The organism is Spirillospora sp. CA-128828, assembly GCF_050945415.1.
Classification (GTDB): Bacteria; Actinomycetota; Actinomycetes; order Streptosporangiales; family Streptosporangiaceae; genus Spirillospora.
Genome location: NZ_CP191986.1, coordinates 8,936,620 through 8,951,875, shown reverse-complemented (window position 1 = coordinate 8,951,875; position 15,256 = coordinate 8,936,620). Strand labels below are relative to the sequence as shown.

Genomic DNA, 15,256 nt, shown 5'->3' with positions numbered 1-15,256 from the left:
ACCCGGCTAACATCCAGTTGATCTTGGAGTGTGGGGGCCCTGGATGGAAGACCGGCGCGAACGACCGACCGAGATGCCGCGGGCGGCGTCCGCCCTGCGCAAGGCGCTGCTCAAGGCGCGCGTCCCGCGCTTCATGGCCGAGCATGCCGCCGCCCTGCTGGCCGGGCTGCTGACGAAGCCGAAGGACCGGCGGGACTAGGCGGCCCTGGTCCGTTTCCCGGACGTGCGGGTGACGGTCCGGACGAAGCGGGCGGCGTCGTCCATCGCGGCGTCGGCCTCGGGCAGCACGCGGTTCAGGATCTGGAAGACGTGCATCTGCCCGTTCCAGACCTGCAGTTGGCAGTCGGCTCCGGCGCTCTCCAGGGCGTCCGCGAACGCCTCGGCCTCGGCGCGCAGGACCTCGGCGCCGCCGACCTGGATCAGGACGGGCGGCATGTCCGTCCAGGCGCAGGAGAGCAGGGCCAGCCGCGGGTCGTCGAATCCGGCCGGCCCCACGACCAGGCGGGCGACCCGGCGCACCGATGATGCGCTGATGTACGGGTCGTGGGCGAGGTGCTGCGTGCGGATGGAGAGTTCGCAGGTCAGGTCCACCCAGGGGGAGAACAGGACGAGCCCGGCCGGGTTCGGCAGGCCGAGCCGGCAGATCTCGCCGGCCAGCACGGCGGACAGGTGCCCGCCCGCCGAGTCGCCGGCGAGGACGATGCGGGACGCCGGTATGCGCCGCGCGAGCAGCCACCGGTAGGCGGCGACCGCGTCCTCCAGCGGCGCGGGGAACTGGTGTTCGGGCGCGAGCCGGTAGCGGGGGACGAGGACGGGCAGGCCGGTGTCGAGCGCCAGCCGCGACGTGATCGGGCGGTGCGTGCGCGGAGAGCAGAAGATGTAGCCGCCGCCATGCAGGTACAGGACGGCGCCCCGGGTCTTCTTCCCGGTGACCTCCCGGGAGATGATCCACTCGCCCTTGACCGGCCGGTCACCGCCGTCCTTGGGCGGCGGATCGTCCACCGAGTCGACCCGGACGTGCGGGCTGTGCCGAAGCAGCAGGGCCGCGGCGTCCATGGTCGACCGCGCGGTCCGGATGCCGGTGGCATGGCCGGGGAGGTAGTTCAGGAACGGGCGAACGCCGAGGCGAAGCGCGTTGCTTATCGCGCGGCTGCGAACGCTCGGGCCGTCCATCTACCCCCCAAGTGGAGATTTCGCCTGCTAGCGGTATGCCCGTTTCTGGCGAGTAATTCACGTCACACGTCTGTAGCGGGGTTCGTCCCGCTCTCGACCGCTGTGGGGCAGGTCACGTGATCCGCGCGATACCGTGAGGCCATGAGCAGTCCCGATTCGTCCCCGCCCTCCGGTCCCGAGAGCTGCGGACTTGAGATTTTCTGGGACGAGCGGCTCATCTCCTACGACTTCGGCCCCGGGCATCCCATGAATCCCGTTCGGGTCGAGCTGACGATGGCGCTGGCACGCGCACTCGGCGTCCTGGACCGCCCCAACGTCCGGGTCTCGGAGTTCGAGGCGGCGGACGACAAGCTGCTCCGGCTCGTCCACGAGGAGTCCTACATAGCGGCGGTCAAGCACGCCGGCGCGACCGGCCTGCCCGAGATCGCGTACGGCCTCGGCATCCCCGACAACCCGGTGTTCCTCGGCATGCACGAGGCGTCCGCGCTGGTCGCGGGCGCGTCGGTCGCCGCCGCGGAGGCGGTGTGGACGGGGAGCGCGGAACACGCCGCGAACATCTCGGGCGGCCTCCACCATGCGCTGAGCGGCGCCGCGAGCGGGTTCTGCGTCTACAACGACCCCGCCATCGCGATCGCGTGGCTGCTGGAGAACGGCGCCGAGCGCGTCGCCTACGTCGACATCGACGTCCACCACGGCGACGGCGTCCAGGCGGCCTTCTACGACGACCCTCGTGTCCTGACGATCAGTCTGCACGAGACGCCGCGGACGCTGTTCCCCGGCACGGGCTTCCCGGACGAGACGGGCGCGGCGGGCACGTCCGTCAACATCTCGCTGCCGCCCGGCACCGGAGACCGGCCGTGGCTGCGCGCGTTCGACGCGATCGCCCCGCCGCTGCTGCGCGCGTTCCGCCCGGACGTCCTGGTCACCCAGCAGGGCGCGGACGGCCACGCCCTCGACCCGCTCGCGCACCTGATCCTCAGCGTGGACGGGCAGCGGACGGCGTACTCGATGCTGCACCGGCTCGCGCACGAGACGGCGGGCGGACGGTGGGTGCTGACCGGGGGCGGCGGCTACGAGCTGGTCCAGGTCGTCCCTCGGGCGTGGACGCACCTGCTGGCGGAGGCCGCCGGCGGGCGGATCCCGCCGGACACGGAGACGCCGGAGGAGTGGCGCGATCTCGTCCGGCGGCGGACCGAGGAGATCGCTCCCCGCCGCATGACGGACGGGACGGACGCGGTGGAGGTCGTCAGGTGGGGCGACGGCTACGACCCGGCGAACCCGGTGGACCAGGCGATCCTGGCGACGCGCCGGGCGGTGTTCCCCGAGCACGGCCTCGACCCGATGACGGACGAGTGACCGCGCCGACGCGCGACGAGCTGCGCGCCCACCTCGTCCGCACGATGATCGCGGGCGACGTCGCCACGCCGCGCCAGAACAACCTGCTGCACTACCGGCGGATGGCCGCCGGGAACCTGTACTACCAGTTCGGCCTGGAGCTGAAGCCGTCGTGGACGGAGCGGGACGTCCTGGAGATGATGGTCGAACGGTGCGGCGTCGACCCCGATCCCCGGCACATCTACGGGGACGACACCATCGACCCCGACATCACCCTCGACACGCTTGAGGCGATGGGCGACCGCATCGGTCTCGCGGCCCGCCGCGGGGAGAACGTGGTGGTCGCGACCGGGCATCCGGCCACGCTGACGCCGCTGTACCAGGCGGTCGCGCGGGCGCTGGAGGGCGCGGGCTGCCGGCTGCTGACGCCTGCGGCCGGCTGGACGTACGAGATCGAGACCGGCTACGGCGGCTCGGAACTGCGCCGCATCGTCTACGCCCGGCCAGGTGTCGCGATGCTGGAGGGTGACGACTTCCGGACGCACCACACGCACGATCCGCACCCGATGGAGGCCATGCTCCGGGAGCTCGCCGATACCGATTCTGAGAGCGGTGCGGAAGCTAAACCCGATATCTGGCCGGATCTGGCCATCGCCGATCACGGCTGGGCCGGGGCCGCCGGGCAGGCGGGCATCGACACCGTCGGTTTCGCGGACTGTAACGACCCGGCGCTGTTCGCCGGGGCCGCCGAGGGCAAGATCGACGTGGTCGTCCCGCTCGACGACGGCGTCTCCCCGCACCACTACGCGCCGCTGACCGCCTACATCCTTGATCGCGCGGGCCTGCACCTGTCCGATTGATCCTGCTTACTCCGGAGTTAGGGTCGGGTTGCCGCCGTCCGGCCTGTCACGGCGTGTGACAGGGCTGCCATGACGAGGCGCATGGGCTTGCCGGATGCTGTCGGGAACGGCGGAACCGCAGGTCAACACGGGGTTTCGGTGGACAACCGTTCGTCGCGCCACGCGTTGTGCCGTCACGTCCACGCTCCGTACGACATCAGGACTGTATCCACCCGGTCAGGTCGGGATACGGAAATGTGCGGAACTCCCCTCTTGCGACTGCCGATACGCGATTTACGCTGGAGGAAGTACACGTGCGTGATCAAAGTCACCCAAAGGGCCGGTGCGCGGCACGTGTGGAAGAGGGCGTCCGATGACCTCAGGCGAGCGACCTCTGAGCGAGGTCAGGTTCCTGACCGTTGCCGAAGTGGCGGCGGTGATGCGGGTGTCCAAGATGACCGTCTACCGTCTCGTCCACTCGGGCGAGCTTCCCGCGATCCGCGTGGGCCGCTCGTTCCGGGTCCCCGAGCAGGCCGTTCACGATTACCTGCGCGACGCGTACATCGAAGCCGGATAACGGGTAGGGGCGGGGCATGACCCCGCCGCGAACTCCATACCCGGCCGTGCAGGGGGCGTCGGGAAGGTCCCGAGGGACCGTCCCGAAGCTGGGGAAGCAGGACGAGGACCGGCAGAACGGTCCGGACACCGAGCGGACGGGCGGTGGCCCGAGGCCACGCCCGCCCGGACTGAACGGTGCCCGGCACCGTGCGACGCGCGGTGCCGGCCGCCGTCCGTCCGGCCGTCCGTGCGGCCGAACCCGTGGCCGCAGGGCAGGCCGCGGCATGATCTCCACCGCCACGGCGGTAGTCTTGTGCGTCGGACCGTGCGCGCTTTTCGAGTCATGCTCGCCTGCGGCACGTTCGTCTCCTGCACATCACCCGATTCGCCGAGCGAGGTCCCGTGGGCTCCGTCATCAAGAAGCGTCGCAAGAGGATGGCCAAGAAGAAGCACCGCAAGCTTCTGAAGAAGACGCGCATCCAGCGCCGCAACAAGAAGTGATCACACCGGCCGTCAAGCCGTAAGGGGTGGGGCGCACAGTGTCCTCCATACCCGCCGCCGCGGCCCGTGTCGTCCTCGTCACCGGCGTCTCCCGTTTCCTGGGGGCGCGGGTCGCGAACACCCTGCAGGCCGACCCGGGCATCGAGCGGGTCATCGGGGTGGACACGGTGCCGCCGGCCGAGTCGCTCGGCCGCACCGAGTTCGTCCGGGTCGACATACGCACGCCCGACATCGCGAAGATCATCGCGTCGGCGGGGGTGGACACGGTCGTGCACCTCAACCTGGTGACCTCCTCGTCCGTCCCGCGGGCGAAGGTCAAGGAGCTCAACGTCATCGGGACGATGCAGCTGCTCGCGGCCTGCCAGCGCTCGTCCGACATGCGCAAGCTCGTGGTGCGGTCGTCGGCCGCCGTCTACGGCTCCTCGCCGATGGACCCGGCCGTCTTCACCGAGCGGGACGAGCCCGCCGAGGCGCCCAAGAGCGGCTACGCCAAGGACGCGGTCGAGGTCGAGGGCTACGTCCGCGGTCTGAGGCGGCGCCGCTCCGACCTGACCGTGTCGGTGCTGCGGTTCGCCAACTTCCTCGGCCCGGGCGTCGACTCGCCGCTCACCCGGTACCTGCACCTGCCGGTCGTCCCCACCGTGCTGGGCTTCGACCCGCGGCTCCAGTTCGTCCACGAGGACGACGGTGTCGAGGTGCTGCGCCGCATGACGGTGGAGGACCATCCCGGCTGCTACAACGTCGCCGGGGACGGCGTGCTGCTCCTGTCGCAGGCGCTCCGCCGCGCCGGGCGGCCGTACCTGCCCGTCCCGTCGCCGTCGATCTCGGTGCTCGGCGACATGGGGCGCCGGTTCGCCGGCCTGTCCGGGTTCTCGCCGGAGCTGCTGCGCTGGCTGACGTACGGCCGGGTCATCGACACCACCGCCCTGGAGGACGAGCTGTCCTGGCGTCCCAAGTACAGTTCCGAGGCCGCGTTCGCCGACTTCGCCGCCGCGCAGGGCCTCGGCCACAGCAGGCTGACCGCGTTGCTGGGACGTGCCTGAAAGCCGCAGGGACGCGCCTGAGAGGGGAGCCGAGATGATGAACGCGCACCACGAGGACGACGAGGGCGCGCAGGTCATCCGGCTCGCCACCGCCCGCGAGGACTCCGGCGACCCCGGCTCGGGTGCCTCTGGTGGCTCCGCCGAGTCCAGCACGCTGGAACGCGGCATCGCCTCCGGCCTGGCGTTCCTCAGGCGCCGGCTGGCCGGCGACTACGAGGTCGACGAGTTCGGCTTCGACCCCGAGTTCAACTCGACGCTCCTCCTGCCGCTCGCCCGTGCCCTCTACGAGCACTGGTTCCGCGTCGAGCTGGACGGCCTGGACAACCTTCCCGAGGGCGGCGCGCTGCTCGTCGCGAACCACTCCGGCACCATCCCGATCGACGCGCTCATGCTGACGGTCGCGCTGCACGACCACGCCGACCGCCAGATCCGCCTCCTCGGCGCCGACCTCGTCTACCAGATCCCGCTGTTCGGGCACCTGGCCCGCAAGGCCGGCCACACCCTCGCCTGCCAGGCCGACGCCGCCCGCCTCCTCGGCAAGGGCGAGCTCGTCGGCGTCTTCCCCGAGGGCTTCAAGGGGGTCGGCAAGCCCTTCGCGGACCGCTACAAGCTGCAGCGCTTCGGCCGCGGCGGCTTCGTCGGCACCGCGCTGCGCGCCGGCGTCCCGATCGTCCCGTGCGCCATCGTCGGCGCCGAGGAGATCTACCCCAAGATCGCCGACCTGCGCCCGCTGGCGCGGCTGCTCGGCCTCCCGTACTTCCCGATCACCCCGACGTTCCCGCTGCTGGGCCTCGCCGGGCTGGTCCCGCTGCCGTCCAAGTGGATGATCCAGTTCGGCGAGCCGATGACGCTGGAGGAGTACGACGCCGACGCCGCCGACGACCCCATGACGGTCTTCAACATCACCGACCACGTCCGCGAGAACATCCAGCACATGCTGTACGAGACGCGGCTCCGCCGGGGCCCCGCCTTCCTCTGACCGTTCTCCGCCCGCCCTAGAGTGAGCGCATGCTGCCGCTCCGAAGCCGCATGGGCCCCCGCGACCTGGGCGAGCCGCACCGTGCCTCCAGCCCGCTGGAGCTGCTGTTCGACCTGACTTTCGTCGCCGCGGTGTCGCAGGTCGCCGGACGGCTCGCCCACGCCACCGAAGAGGCGCACGTGGGCGGCGCCATCGCGCCGTTCCTCATGGTGTTCTTCGCGATCTGGTGGGCGTGGATGAACTTCACGTGGTTCGCGTCCGCGTACGACACCGACGACGTCCTCTATCGCGTCATGACGTTCGTGCAGATGGCGGGCGTCCTCGTCTTGGCGGCCGGAGTGCCCTCCGCGTTCGACGGCGACTTCACCACCGTGACCATCGGCTACCTCGTCATGCGCGTCGGCCTGGTGAGCCTCTGGCTGCGCGCCGCCGTCGCGCATCCCGCCGGACGCGCCACAGCCCTCCGCTACGCCGCCGGCCTCTCCATCGTCCAGGTGTTCTGGGTGTCGCGGCTCGCGCTCCCGGACGGCGGCCCGATGTGGCTGTTCTTCGTCCTCGCGGCGCTCGACCTGTCCGTCCCGCTGATCGCGGAGCGGCCCGGCATGACGACCTGGCACCCGCATCACATCGCCGAACGATACGGGCTGTTCACGATCATCCTGCTGGGGGAGAGCGCCCTCGCCGCGACGAACGCGGTGCAGGACGCCGTGGCGCACGGCGTGAGCGGCGAGCTCGTCACGATCGCCCTGGCGGGCCTCGCCATCCTGTTCGCGCTCTGGTGGCTCTACTTCTCCGAACCCGCCGGCGAAGGGCTGGAACGGCGCCGCGACCGGTCCTTCATCTGGGGATACGGCCACTACCTCGTCTTCGCCGCGCTCGCCGCCATCGGCGCCGGCCTCGAAACGGCGGTCGTCTCGGCGGGCGACCACATCGAGGCGAGCACGCGGACGGTGGTCGCCTCCGTCGCCGTCCCGATCGCCGTCGTCCTCGTCATGCTGTGGGCCCTGCACGCCCCGATGCGCCGGACGACCGTCCGTCCGGAGCTCATCGGCGCCACGGCCGTTCTGACCCTCCTCACGATCCTTGCGGCCCCTGCCCTCGGCGTCGCGGCGACCCTCATCGTCATGGCCGTCCTCCTGTCCCTCCTCCTCGCCGCGACCCTCACCCGCGAGGCACCCGGGGCCGGCGATCTGGCGAAGTAGGATCGCCACGTCGACCGCGATCTACGACGGGGGTTGAAATGTCGCGAGAAGTCATGGCCCGCGAGGTTGAGATCGAGGTGGACGGCGCCGGACCGATGGCCGCGTACCTGGCCCGGCCGGCCGATCCCGGCGGGTGCCCGCCGGTCCTCGTCTGCGCGGAACTGTGGGGCCTGACGAACGAGGTCCGCGAGATCGCCCGGCAGGTCGCCGCCCTCGGGCACGTCGCGATCGCCCCCGACCTGTACCACCGCTCCGGGGCGGACACCGCGCACGGCATGGCCGAGAGCGACGCCAACCGGCAGCGCGCCTTCGAGCTGCTCGGCCGGCTGACCCGGGACGGCGTCGAAGCCGACCTCCGCGCCTGCCTCGCCCACGCGCGCGAGCACGCGGACGCCGCCGGGAAGGCGGGCGTCCTCGGCTTCAGCCTCGGCGGCCACATCGCGTTCTTCGCGGCGACCCGCCTCGACCTCGCCGCGGCGGCGATCTACTACCCCGGCTGGCTGCCCGTCGCCGGTACCGCGCTGAGCCGTCCGGACCCCCTGCTGGACGACGCCGCCGCGATCACCGCCCGCGTCCGCATGTTCTTCGCCGAACTCGATCACGTCATCGACGCCGAACAGCGCGAGCAGATCGGCGCCGCGCTCACGTCGGCCGGCGTCCGGCACGAGGAGGTCGTCTACCCGGGCGCCCGGCACGCCTTCTTCTTCCCCGGCCGCGAGCCCTACGACAAGCCCGCCGCCGACGACTCCTGGAACCGCGTCCGCGACCTTTTCGCCACCGAACTCTGACCAGCGGCCCGGCGGTATTGCGCGAGACGCCGCCAATGCGAATCCGGCCTTCGCGGGGACTGAATGATGTGCGTTCGGCCTTCGCTGCGGCAGTGACGCCCGCATCGTGTCCTGATAGAGGCTTCGCACGGTAATAAATCAACCTGGCACCGTTCAAGGTCCACGAACATTCCGCACTCCCGCGATTACTTATCGTTCTTCGGCCGATCGTTACGGTCTGGAGCCTGGACCGCGGATCTCGCCACGCCAGAAGCCTTTGCGTATGATCAACAGGGTCGTCCGCCGCCGAGTTGGAGGCGCAATGGCTTTGGAGACCGTGCCCGCCGGCGTCGATGTCACGACCCCAAACGTCGCGCGTATTTATGACTACTTCCTCGACGGGAAAGATAACTACGAAGCCGACCGAGAAGCCGCCGAGCAGATCATGCGGAAGGCGCCGGCGACGCGCGCCACCGCCCGGGCAGGCAGGCACTTTCTTGCGCGCGTGGTCCGATTCCTCGCCGTCGAAGCGGGAATCGATCAGTTCCTGGACATCGGGTGCGGGCTGCCGACCCAGCAGAACGTGCACGAGGTGGCGCAGGCGGCGCGTTCTGACGCGAGCGTGGCCTACGTCGACAATGATCCCGTCGTCCTCGCGCACGCGCGGGCACTGCTCGCGAAACAGCCGCGGACCACGGTCATCGAGGGAGATGTCCGCTATCCAGAGTCGATCCTGCGGAATCCGGACCTGACGGCCGTCCTCGACCTGGAGCGTCCGGTCGGCGTGCTGATGTTCTCCGTCCTGCACTGCGTGGCCGATGAGGACCTGGTGCAGGACGCGGTCCGGCGGTTGCGTGACGCGGTCGCTCCGGGAAGCCACCTGGCGATCTCGCACATCACCAGGCCGCCTGCGGCGTCCACCTACCGCAAGGCCGCCGAGGAGGCGGCGCGGACATACCGGGACCGGGGCGTCAACACCAGCATGACCTTCCGCGACCGGGAGCAGATCGCCGGGTTCTTCGGCGGGATGGAGGTGCTGGGGCCAGGGCTGGTCCAACTGCCCGACTGGCGACCCGATCCGGAACTGGGGCCGGTGTCCGGGCACGGCCTCCCCGCCACCTACCTGTGCGGTGTCGCCCGCAAGGACGTACGGTGAACGCGCCACACGTCCCGTTCGACCCGTTCGCCGGGCCGGGACCTGCCGGACAAACCCATCCGCACTTGGACGAGCTGCGCGAACGGCATCCGGCGTTCCGCAGCACCGTCGGCCACGGCTTCTGGGTGCTGACGCGCTACGACGACATCCTCGCCGCATTCCAGGACCCGGAGACGTTCTCCAGCCGCGCGATCGCCGTCATCGACCCGAATCCGGGGTACCAGTGGATCCCGGTCATGCTGGACCCGCCGCTGCACACGACCTGGCGGCGTCTCCTGCGGCCGTTCTTCACACCCACGGCCGCCGCCGTCCTGCGGGACCGCATCACCCGGCACTGCGTCGCGCTGATCGACGACCTCAAGCCCAGGAACGAGTGCGACTTCGTCGCCGACTTCGCCCGCCTCTACCCCACGACGATCTTCCTGGAGCTGCTCGGCCTCCCCGCCGAACGGCTGCAGGAGTTTCTGGGCTGGGAGTACGCGATTCTGCATCCGCCGCCCTCCGGCGGCGGAAGGGGCGAGGCCATGGCGGCGCTGACGGCCTGCTTCACCGAGCTGATCCAGAACCGCCGGGCGCATCCGCAGGAGGACCTGATCAGCGCCGCGACCACCTTCGCCGTCGACGGACGGCCGGTCACCGACGACGAGCTGCTGCAGCTGTGCATCCTGCTGTTCCTCGCCGGTCTCGACACCGTCACCGCGCAGCTGTCCTACATCTTCTGGCATCTGGCCCGGCATGACGCCGACCGGGCCCGCATCACCGGCGACCCGGACGACATCCCCGACGCGATCGAGGAGCTCCTCCGCGTCTACTCCATCGTCCTCCCGGCTCGCAAGCTCACCCGCGACGTCGACCTGCACGGCTGCCCGATGAAGGCCGAGGACATGGTCATGCTCCCGCTCGCCATGGCGACCCGTGACCCCCGCGCCGTGCCCGCCGCGTCGGCCGTCGACCTGGACCGCCCGCCGACCCGCCACCTGGCGTTCGGCGCGGGCCCGCACCGCTGCCTCGGCGCGCACCTGGCCCGCCTCGAACTCCAGATCGCCCTGCGCGAGTGGCACGCGCGGATTCCGGACTACCGCATCACCCCCGGCGCCCAACCCCGTGAGCACGCCAGCCTCGTCCTAGGCCTGGACACCCTCCCCCTGAGCTGGTGACCATCACCAGGCCGTGCGGTACCTGAGGAGCCGGCCGATCTGCGCAGTGGCCGTCTCGATCCTGCTCAAGCGGTCAGCGGCGCGGCGAGCCACCGGCGCGGCCGCAGGCGGCCCGCCGGACGCCGTCTCTCCGCGTCGTCATCGGGCCGGGCTGCGCGCTGCCGACCTGGGCGGCGGCGTATTTCGCCTCCGAGCGTCGCCGCCATAGGGCTTCGCCCGAGCCTCGCTACTTCTGCGCGCAGTCGTACTTCTCGACCGCGTCGAAGGCGGCGCTGTCCTCCTTGCCGTACAGGGGATCCACGACGTCGCGGACCTTCGATCCGTCCTTCAGCTTGCTCGACGAGGTCTTGATCGCCTTGAGGACCGTGCGGAACTGTTCGGCGATGTCCGGCGGCGCGCTCGTCTCCATCTCCTCGCCCCAATGGAGCACCAAGGTGGCCTGCCTCCGCAGTTCCTTGAAATCCAGCGGTTGACCGCTGATCGCCTTGCCCACACCTGAGCGGAATGAGAGGACGCCGACCTGGAACGTGGACAGGTCCAGGCAGAAGGCGGACGTGGGCGATGGAGTCGGCGACGCGGGTGCCTTCGAGGACGACCGGGAAGCTGCGGACGACGCGTTGTCCGAGGTCGAACAGCCCGTGGCGATCAGCGCGGCCGTCAGCGTGAAGGCCCACGTACGGGGAGCACTCATGGACGGAGGGTAAAGGGCGTGTCGCGGGAGGGGTCCTGAAACCCGAAACCGACAAGCAACCGGTCACCCGTCCTCTGCTGGAGTTTCGTCCGGTTTCTGGTGCGGACGGTGAACGGCTTCGGAGCAGGGTGGCGACAAGGACGGCGCCCAGCGCGAGGAGGGCCACAGCGATGAGTGCCAGCGAGAAGCCTGCCGTGGCGTCGCATGGCCAGGGGTGACCAGTACCGCCAGCCCACCGCACCACCGACCTGTTGAACGGAGGTGAGCACGGCCGACCAGAGGCCGACGTTCTCCTCGCAGGCGCCCGCAACCGCACCGGCCGTCAGAACAGCAGGCTCAGGCTCATGCCGCCGGCGACGACACGGGTCCGCAAGGAGAGGAAGGACAGCGGCACCAGCGGCTCGGCCGTCCGCTACTTGTTGCCGGCCATGACGTTGGTGACACGCCTCAGCCGACGGATCTGAGCCCGCTAAATGAGCCGCCTGACCAAGGCTCACCCCGGTCTTCCTCCTCACCGGCTTGACCTTCACGCTGATGTGAACCCCTACCGTCCTGCAGCATGACACCAGGAACAACCCGGCGGCGTGCCTCGATCATCCACGGCTATGGTGCAACCCCCGAAGATCACTGGTTTGCCTGGCTGGGCGAACAACTCAACGCGGCTGGCATCCCGGCCACGATCCCGGCTCTTCCGACCCCACAAGCCCCAGATCCCGCACTGTGGACGGAAGCCGTACGCACCGACTTGGGGACCCCTGACGAGAACTCGATCGTCGTCGCGCACAGCCTGGGCTGTCTGACGGTGCTGCGCTACTTGCGAACACTTCCGGACCCTTGGCACCTTGGCACCCTCGTGCTGGTCTCCGGATTCGTTGACCAACTGCCCGCGCTCCCGGAACTGAACTCCTACATCGGCGACGGCTGCGACGTGAAGGAGCTCATCAACAACATCGGTCGACTCACGATCATCCGGTCGGACGCAGACCCGTACGTTCCCCCGGGTCACACCGACCGTCTCGCCGGCCTGCTCGGGGTCTCAACAGAGGTGGTCCCCGGAGCCGGTCACTTCCTCGCTTCCGACGGCGTCACATCGCTAAGCGAAGTTCTTGAAGCGATCGCGCCGTAATGGGGAAGCGAATTGTGCGGTAACGCCCACTGTCCGTTGAGGGACGACGACATCTCGTGGAGACCGATATAGCCGCCATGGCGGCCTCGGCTTGCGTGATCGGTCTTCAGCACCCGAATCCGCACCCGCCGCGACCTCTAAGGCAGCGACAGCGGTCGTGTTCCTCCGCCGGGCGGGAATCGTGGTTCACCGTCACACACCACCAGATCCACCCGACACACCCCGCCGCAACGGGAAAGTCGAGACGGTGTGCACGAACGCGGTGCCGACCCTCGGCACGTAGCGGCGGGAGCCGTCGGGGTGTTGCGGGCGCCGGTGCGGCGTGGTGGTGGCCTCACGGTTACGTTCGCTCTGGACCCGGCCGACATGCCGCCAGCCGCTGCCGTCGCTGGATGTTTTCCAGTTTTCTTGACGTCCACGCGCAGCATCGCACCGGGGTCGTGTCGTAGGCCGGATCGGTTCGCCGGTGGCGCGGTCGAGGTGCGAGAGGCGGTTGAGACGGCATCTGGTCAGCACGGCATGCACGACGGAGGCCAGCATGTCCAGGCGTCCGGCGATCTGGGTCCCAGCCGCTGTTTCCAACGAAGGTGCACGATCTTGCGGACCACAGGTCGTGGGGTGCGGGACGGGCTGTGATGTGGCTGCGAGGACCGGTCGACCATGCCGGCTGCACGCAGACGGCGGTACCGCTCGGCCCAGCGTTCGGCAGTTGCGCCAGGACACCCCCATAGTGTTCGGCCACCCGGGCGATCGGCCAGCCGTCCTCGACGATCCGCCGCGCCGGCCGAAGACGACCACGAGGGGTCAGGGCAGCTTTAGCGTGGGGACACAACCTCAACCAACCTGACTGGGCAGTACACCTAGACCGGGTCTGCGGTGCTGAAGTCGAGGTCGTCCTAGGCGCTGTGGAGGGCGAGCTCATCGCACGGGCGAGGAGCCTGCGGGTGGTGTGTCGGGCGCTAGTACCCGTAGGCGTGTGGTCGTGCGTCAGTGGCCCCGAACCCATGGGCGATTGCGCGCTGCGGCGGAACGGCGGTGTTTGTCAGGGGGCGCCGGGGCGGGTGGCTGACCTTGGCGGGGTGCCCATGGGGTATGGCGCTTGCCGGGTGGAGATGTCACCTGGGTGAGGTGCGATGATCGTTTTGGGTTCCACGATCCTGTGGTCTGGACTGTCGCGGCCGGGAAGCTGTGACGCGTGGGTGCGAGAAGCGCCGCCGGGTGTGAGAAGCCGGTAGGTGTAGGAGGCGCGGTCGCTGTTCTTGGTGATCTGGAGTCGGCCCGGGTTGGTGTGTTTGTAGCGGTTGTGCCAGCCGCAGCACAGGGCGAGTTTGTCGATGTCGGTGGGTGAGCCGAGGGCCCATCCGTTCACGTGGTCGATTTCGCACAGTGTCCCGGGGACTTCGCAGCCTTGGACGGCGCAGGTCGGGTAGAGGGTTTCCAGGACGCGGCGTTGGGCGGGGGTGGCGAACCTTTCCCGATGGCCGAGGTAGAGCGGGATGTTTCCCTTGCCGAGCAGGAGGGGTGAGACTCCTGCGTTGAGGGCGATGCGGCGGGCTTGGGCGGCGGGGATGGGGGTGCCGTCGGTGAGGCGCGCGGGGGTTTGGCCGCCGGTGAGGGTGTCCAGGTCGCAGATGACGGTGACCTTGGTGGCCCGGTGCCCGCCCGACAGGACGCAGGTGAGGGCCGCCGCCGTGCGTTCGGACAGGTCGCGCTGGTCGTCGGTTCCGGCGGGTTTGGCGAGCGGGCCGAGCGTGCCGTCCCAGATCGCGGCGTCCTCGGCGTTCAACCAGCCTTTGATGTAGCGGCCGCCGTCCAGGGAGCGGGCCGAGTCGACCCAGGACCGCTCGTACCCGCGCTTCGCATCCTGGGGGGCCGCTTCGATGCCGTCGCGTTCGGCGATCACATCCCGGATGCGGCGGCCGAAGGTGGCGACCTTCCCCGCGGAGAAGCCCTGATCGACCATCCCGAGCAGGATTTCTTCGGCGGCCTGGCAGTCCTGGTCGTCCAGCCGGGCGACCGCGCCCGCGATGGTCGCGGCGTATCCGAACGACAGCTCGCCTGCGGCCCACCGATCGGTCACCTCGGTGAGGCGGTGCCGCTGGCGGGCCAGGGCGAGGCGTTCCTTGGCCCGGCTGTCGCGCATGCCGAGCCGATTACGCAGCCACGACTGGGTGGACGGGAATCCCCACCGCTGAACCTCGCGTCCGGTGTCGACCACACCGATGAATCCGGCGAGGGCGGCTTCGTGCATGTCGGTGGCGGCGGCCAGGGTCTCGGCAAGTTCCAGGCACGCCGCCGCTGATTCGGGAGCGGCGCGGCGTGCAAGTTCGGCCGCGATCGCGGACGCGGCGTTCACCAATTCCATGGTGGACGCCGCATCAAGCTCGACCGCGACCGTTTGCATGATTCCATAATATGTGATCCATGACGCTTGAGCTTTATGTTTCTGGCTGGAATATTGTCACCCTCTGGCTATGTCGGAGTTTGACGAAGTTTCCGCACCATAGCGCCCCCGGCACTTCGCGAACCCCATCACCCTTCATGTTCGGTGTACGGCGCCGCTCCGCGCATTTTAAGACCCTCTGGATTGTCCGTCTTCGGCTCGTGGAGAGCGGTGGGGGCGGCGCGTCGGGCAGAGGGCAGGCGGAGCCTGCCCGACGAAAGCTGCACTCAGGGGCCGCAGAGGCTCCAAAGTCAAGGGTGGGACGAAGTCCCATCGCGAAGCGACG

15 protein-coding genes are annotated in these 15,256 nt (G+C 69.7%); 12 read left to right on the top strand and 3 right to left on the bottom strand.

The features are described 5' to 3' along the window. The first annotated feature begins 43 nt into the window (after positions 1-43). Positions 44-199 carry a hypothetical protein gene (locus tag ACQPXG_RS42975; RefSeq protein WP_433464885.1) on the top strand — a complete coding sequence of 52 codons (156 nt, stop codon included), beginning with the start codon at positions 44-46 and terminating at the stop codon, positions 197-199. On the opposite strand, the gene ACQPXG_RS42970 is transcribed toward ACQPXG_RS42975, so the two are convergent. After that, positions 196-1,173, bottom strand: coding sequence for an alpha/beta hydrolase (locus tag ACQPXG_RS42970; protein ID WP_433464884.1), 978 nt, complete (start codon positions 1,171-1,173; stop codon positions 196-198). The genes ACQPXG_RS42975 and ACQPXG_RS42970 overlap by 4 nt on opposite strands. Positions 1,174-1,314: 141 nt before the next feature. Here ACQPXG_RS42970 and ACQPXG_RS42965 point away from each other — a divergent pair, with 141 nt between their 5' ends. From ACQPXG_RS42965 to ACQPXG_RS42920, 10 genes are all read left to right on the top strand, one after another. Further along, entirely contained in the window at positions 1,315-2,529 is a 1,215-nt protein-coding gene (locus tag ACQPXG_RS42965) for an acetoin utilization protein AcuC (protein WP_433464883.1), read from the top strand. Continuing rightward, on the top strand, positions 2,526-3,368 hold the full coding sequence (locus tag ACQPXG_RS42960; RefSeq protein ID WP_433464882.1) for a phosphatase: 843 nt from the start codon (positions 2,526-2,528) through the stop codon (positions 3,366-3,368). Before ACQPXG_RS42965 ends, ACQPXG_RS42960 begins: the two co-directional genes overlap by 4 nt. 352 nt (positions 3,369-3,720) lie before the next feature. Then, positions 3,721-3,924: a helix-turn-helix domain-containing protein gene (locus ACQPXG_RS42955; protein ID WP_021591693.1), complete on the top strand. Its 204-nt coding sequence runs from the start codon at positions 3,721-3,723 to the stop codon at positions 3,922-3,924. Positions 3,925-4,307: 383 nt separating this feature from the next. Continuing rightward, positions 4,308-4,406 (top strand): 30S ribosomal protein bS22, encoded by a 99-nt coding sequence (locus tag ACQPXG_RS42950; RefSeq protein ID WP_018654693.1) that lies wholly within the window; start codon positions 4,308-4,310, stop codon positions 4,404-4,406. 47 nt (positions 4,407-4,453) lie between these two features. Beyond that, on the top strand, positions 4,454-5,449 hold the full coding sequence (locus ACQPXG_RS42945) for an NAD-dependent epimerase/dehydratase family protein (RefSeq protein ID WP_433470155.1): 996 nt from the start codon (positions 4,454-4,456) through the stop codon (positions 5,447-5,449). Between the two features lie 34 nt (positions 5,450-5,483). Beyond that, the gene (locus ACQPXG_RS42940; protein ID WP_433464881.1) at positions 5,484-6,428 is read left to right on the top strand and encodes a lysophospholipid acyltransferase family protein; all 945 of its coding nucleotides are present in this window, start codon (positions 5,484-5,486) and stop codon (positions 6,426-6,428) included. 29 nt (positions 6,429-6,457) lie between these two features. Then, the gene (locus ACQPXG_RS42935; protein ID WP_433464880.1) at positions 6,458-7,630 is read left to right on the top strand and encodes a low temperature requirement protein A; all 1,173 of its coding nucleotides are present in this window, start codon (positions 6,458-6,460) and stop codon (positions 7,628-7,630) included. 53 nt (positions 7,631-7,683) lie between these two features. Further along, positions 7,684-8,418, top strand: coding sequence for a dienelactone hydrolase family protein (locus ACQPXG_RS42930; protein ID WP_433464879.1), 735 nt, complete (start codon positions 7,684-7,686; stop codon positions 8,416-8,418). A 301-nt stretch (positions 8,419-8,719) separates the two neighbouring features. After that, complete coding sequence (locus tag ACQPXG_RS42925) at positions 8,720-9,553, top strand: SAM-dependent methyltransferase (RefSeq protein WP_433464878.1); 834 nt, start codon at positions 8,720-8,722, stop codon at positions 9,551-9,553. After that, entirely contained in the window at positions 9,550-10,710 is a 1,161-nt protein-coding gene (locus ACQPXG_RS42920) for a cytochrome P450 (protein ID WP_433464877.1), read from the top strand. Before ACQPXG_RS42925 ends, ACQPXG_RS42920 begins: the two co-directional genes overlap by 4 nt. A gap of 226 nt (positions 10,711-10,936) precedes the next feature. Here ACQPXG_RS42920 and ACQPXG_RS42915 read toward each other — a convergent pair whose 3' ends face one another. Further along, complete coding sequence (locus ACQPXG_RS42915) at positions 10,937-11,401, bottom strand: hypothetical protein (RefSeq protein WP_433464876.1); 465 nt, start codon at positions 11,399-11,401, stop codon at positions 10,937-10,939. A gap of 559 nt (positions 11,402-11,960) precedes the next feature. On the opposite strand from ACQPXG_RS42915, the gene ACQPXG_RS42910 reads away from it, so the two are divergent. After that, entirely contained in the window at positions 11,961-12,527 is a 567-nt protein-coding gene (locus ACQPXG_RS42910; protein ID WP_433464875.1) for an RBBP9/YdeN family alpha/beta hydrolase, read from the top strand. 1,042 nt (positions 12,528-13,569) lie between these two features. On the opposite strand, the gene ACQPXG_RS42905 is transcribed toward ACQPXG_RS42910, so the two are convergent. Next, complete coding sequence (locus ACQPXG_RS42905; protein ID WP_433464874.1) at positions 13,570-14,931, bottom strand: DUF222 domain-containing protein; 1,362 nt, start codon at positions 14,929-14,931, stop codon at positions 13,570-13,572. Positions 14,932-15,256: the final 325 nt, after the last annotated feature.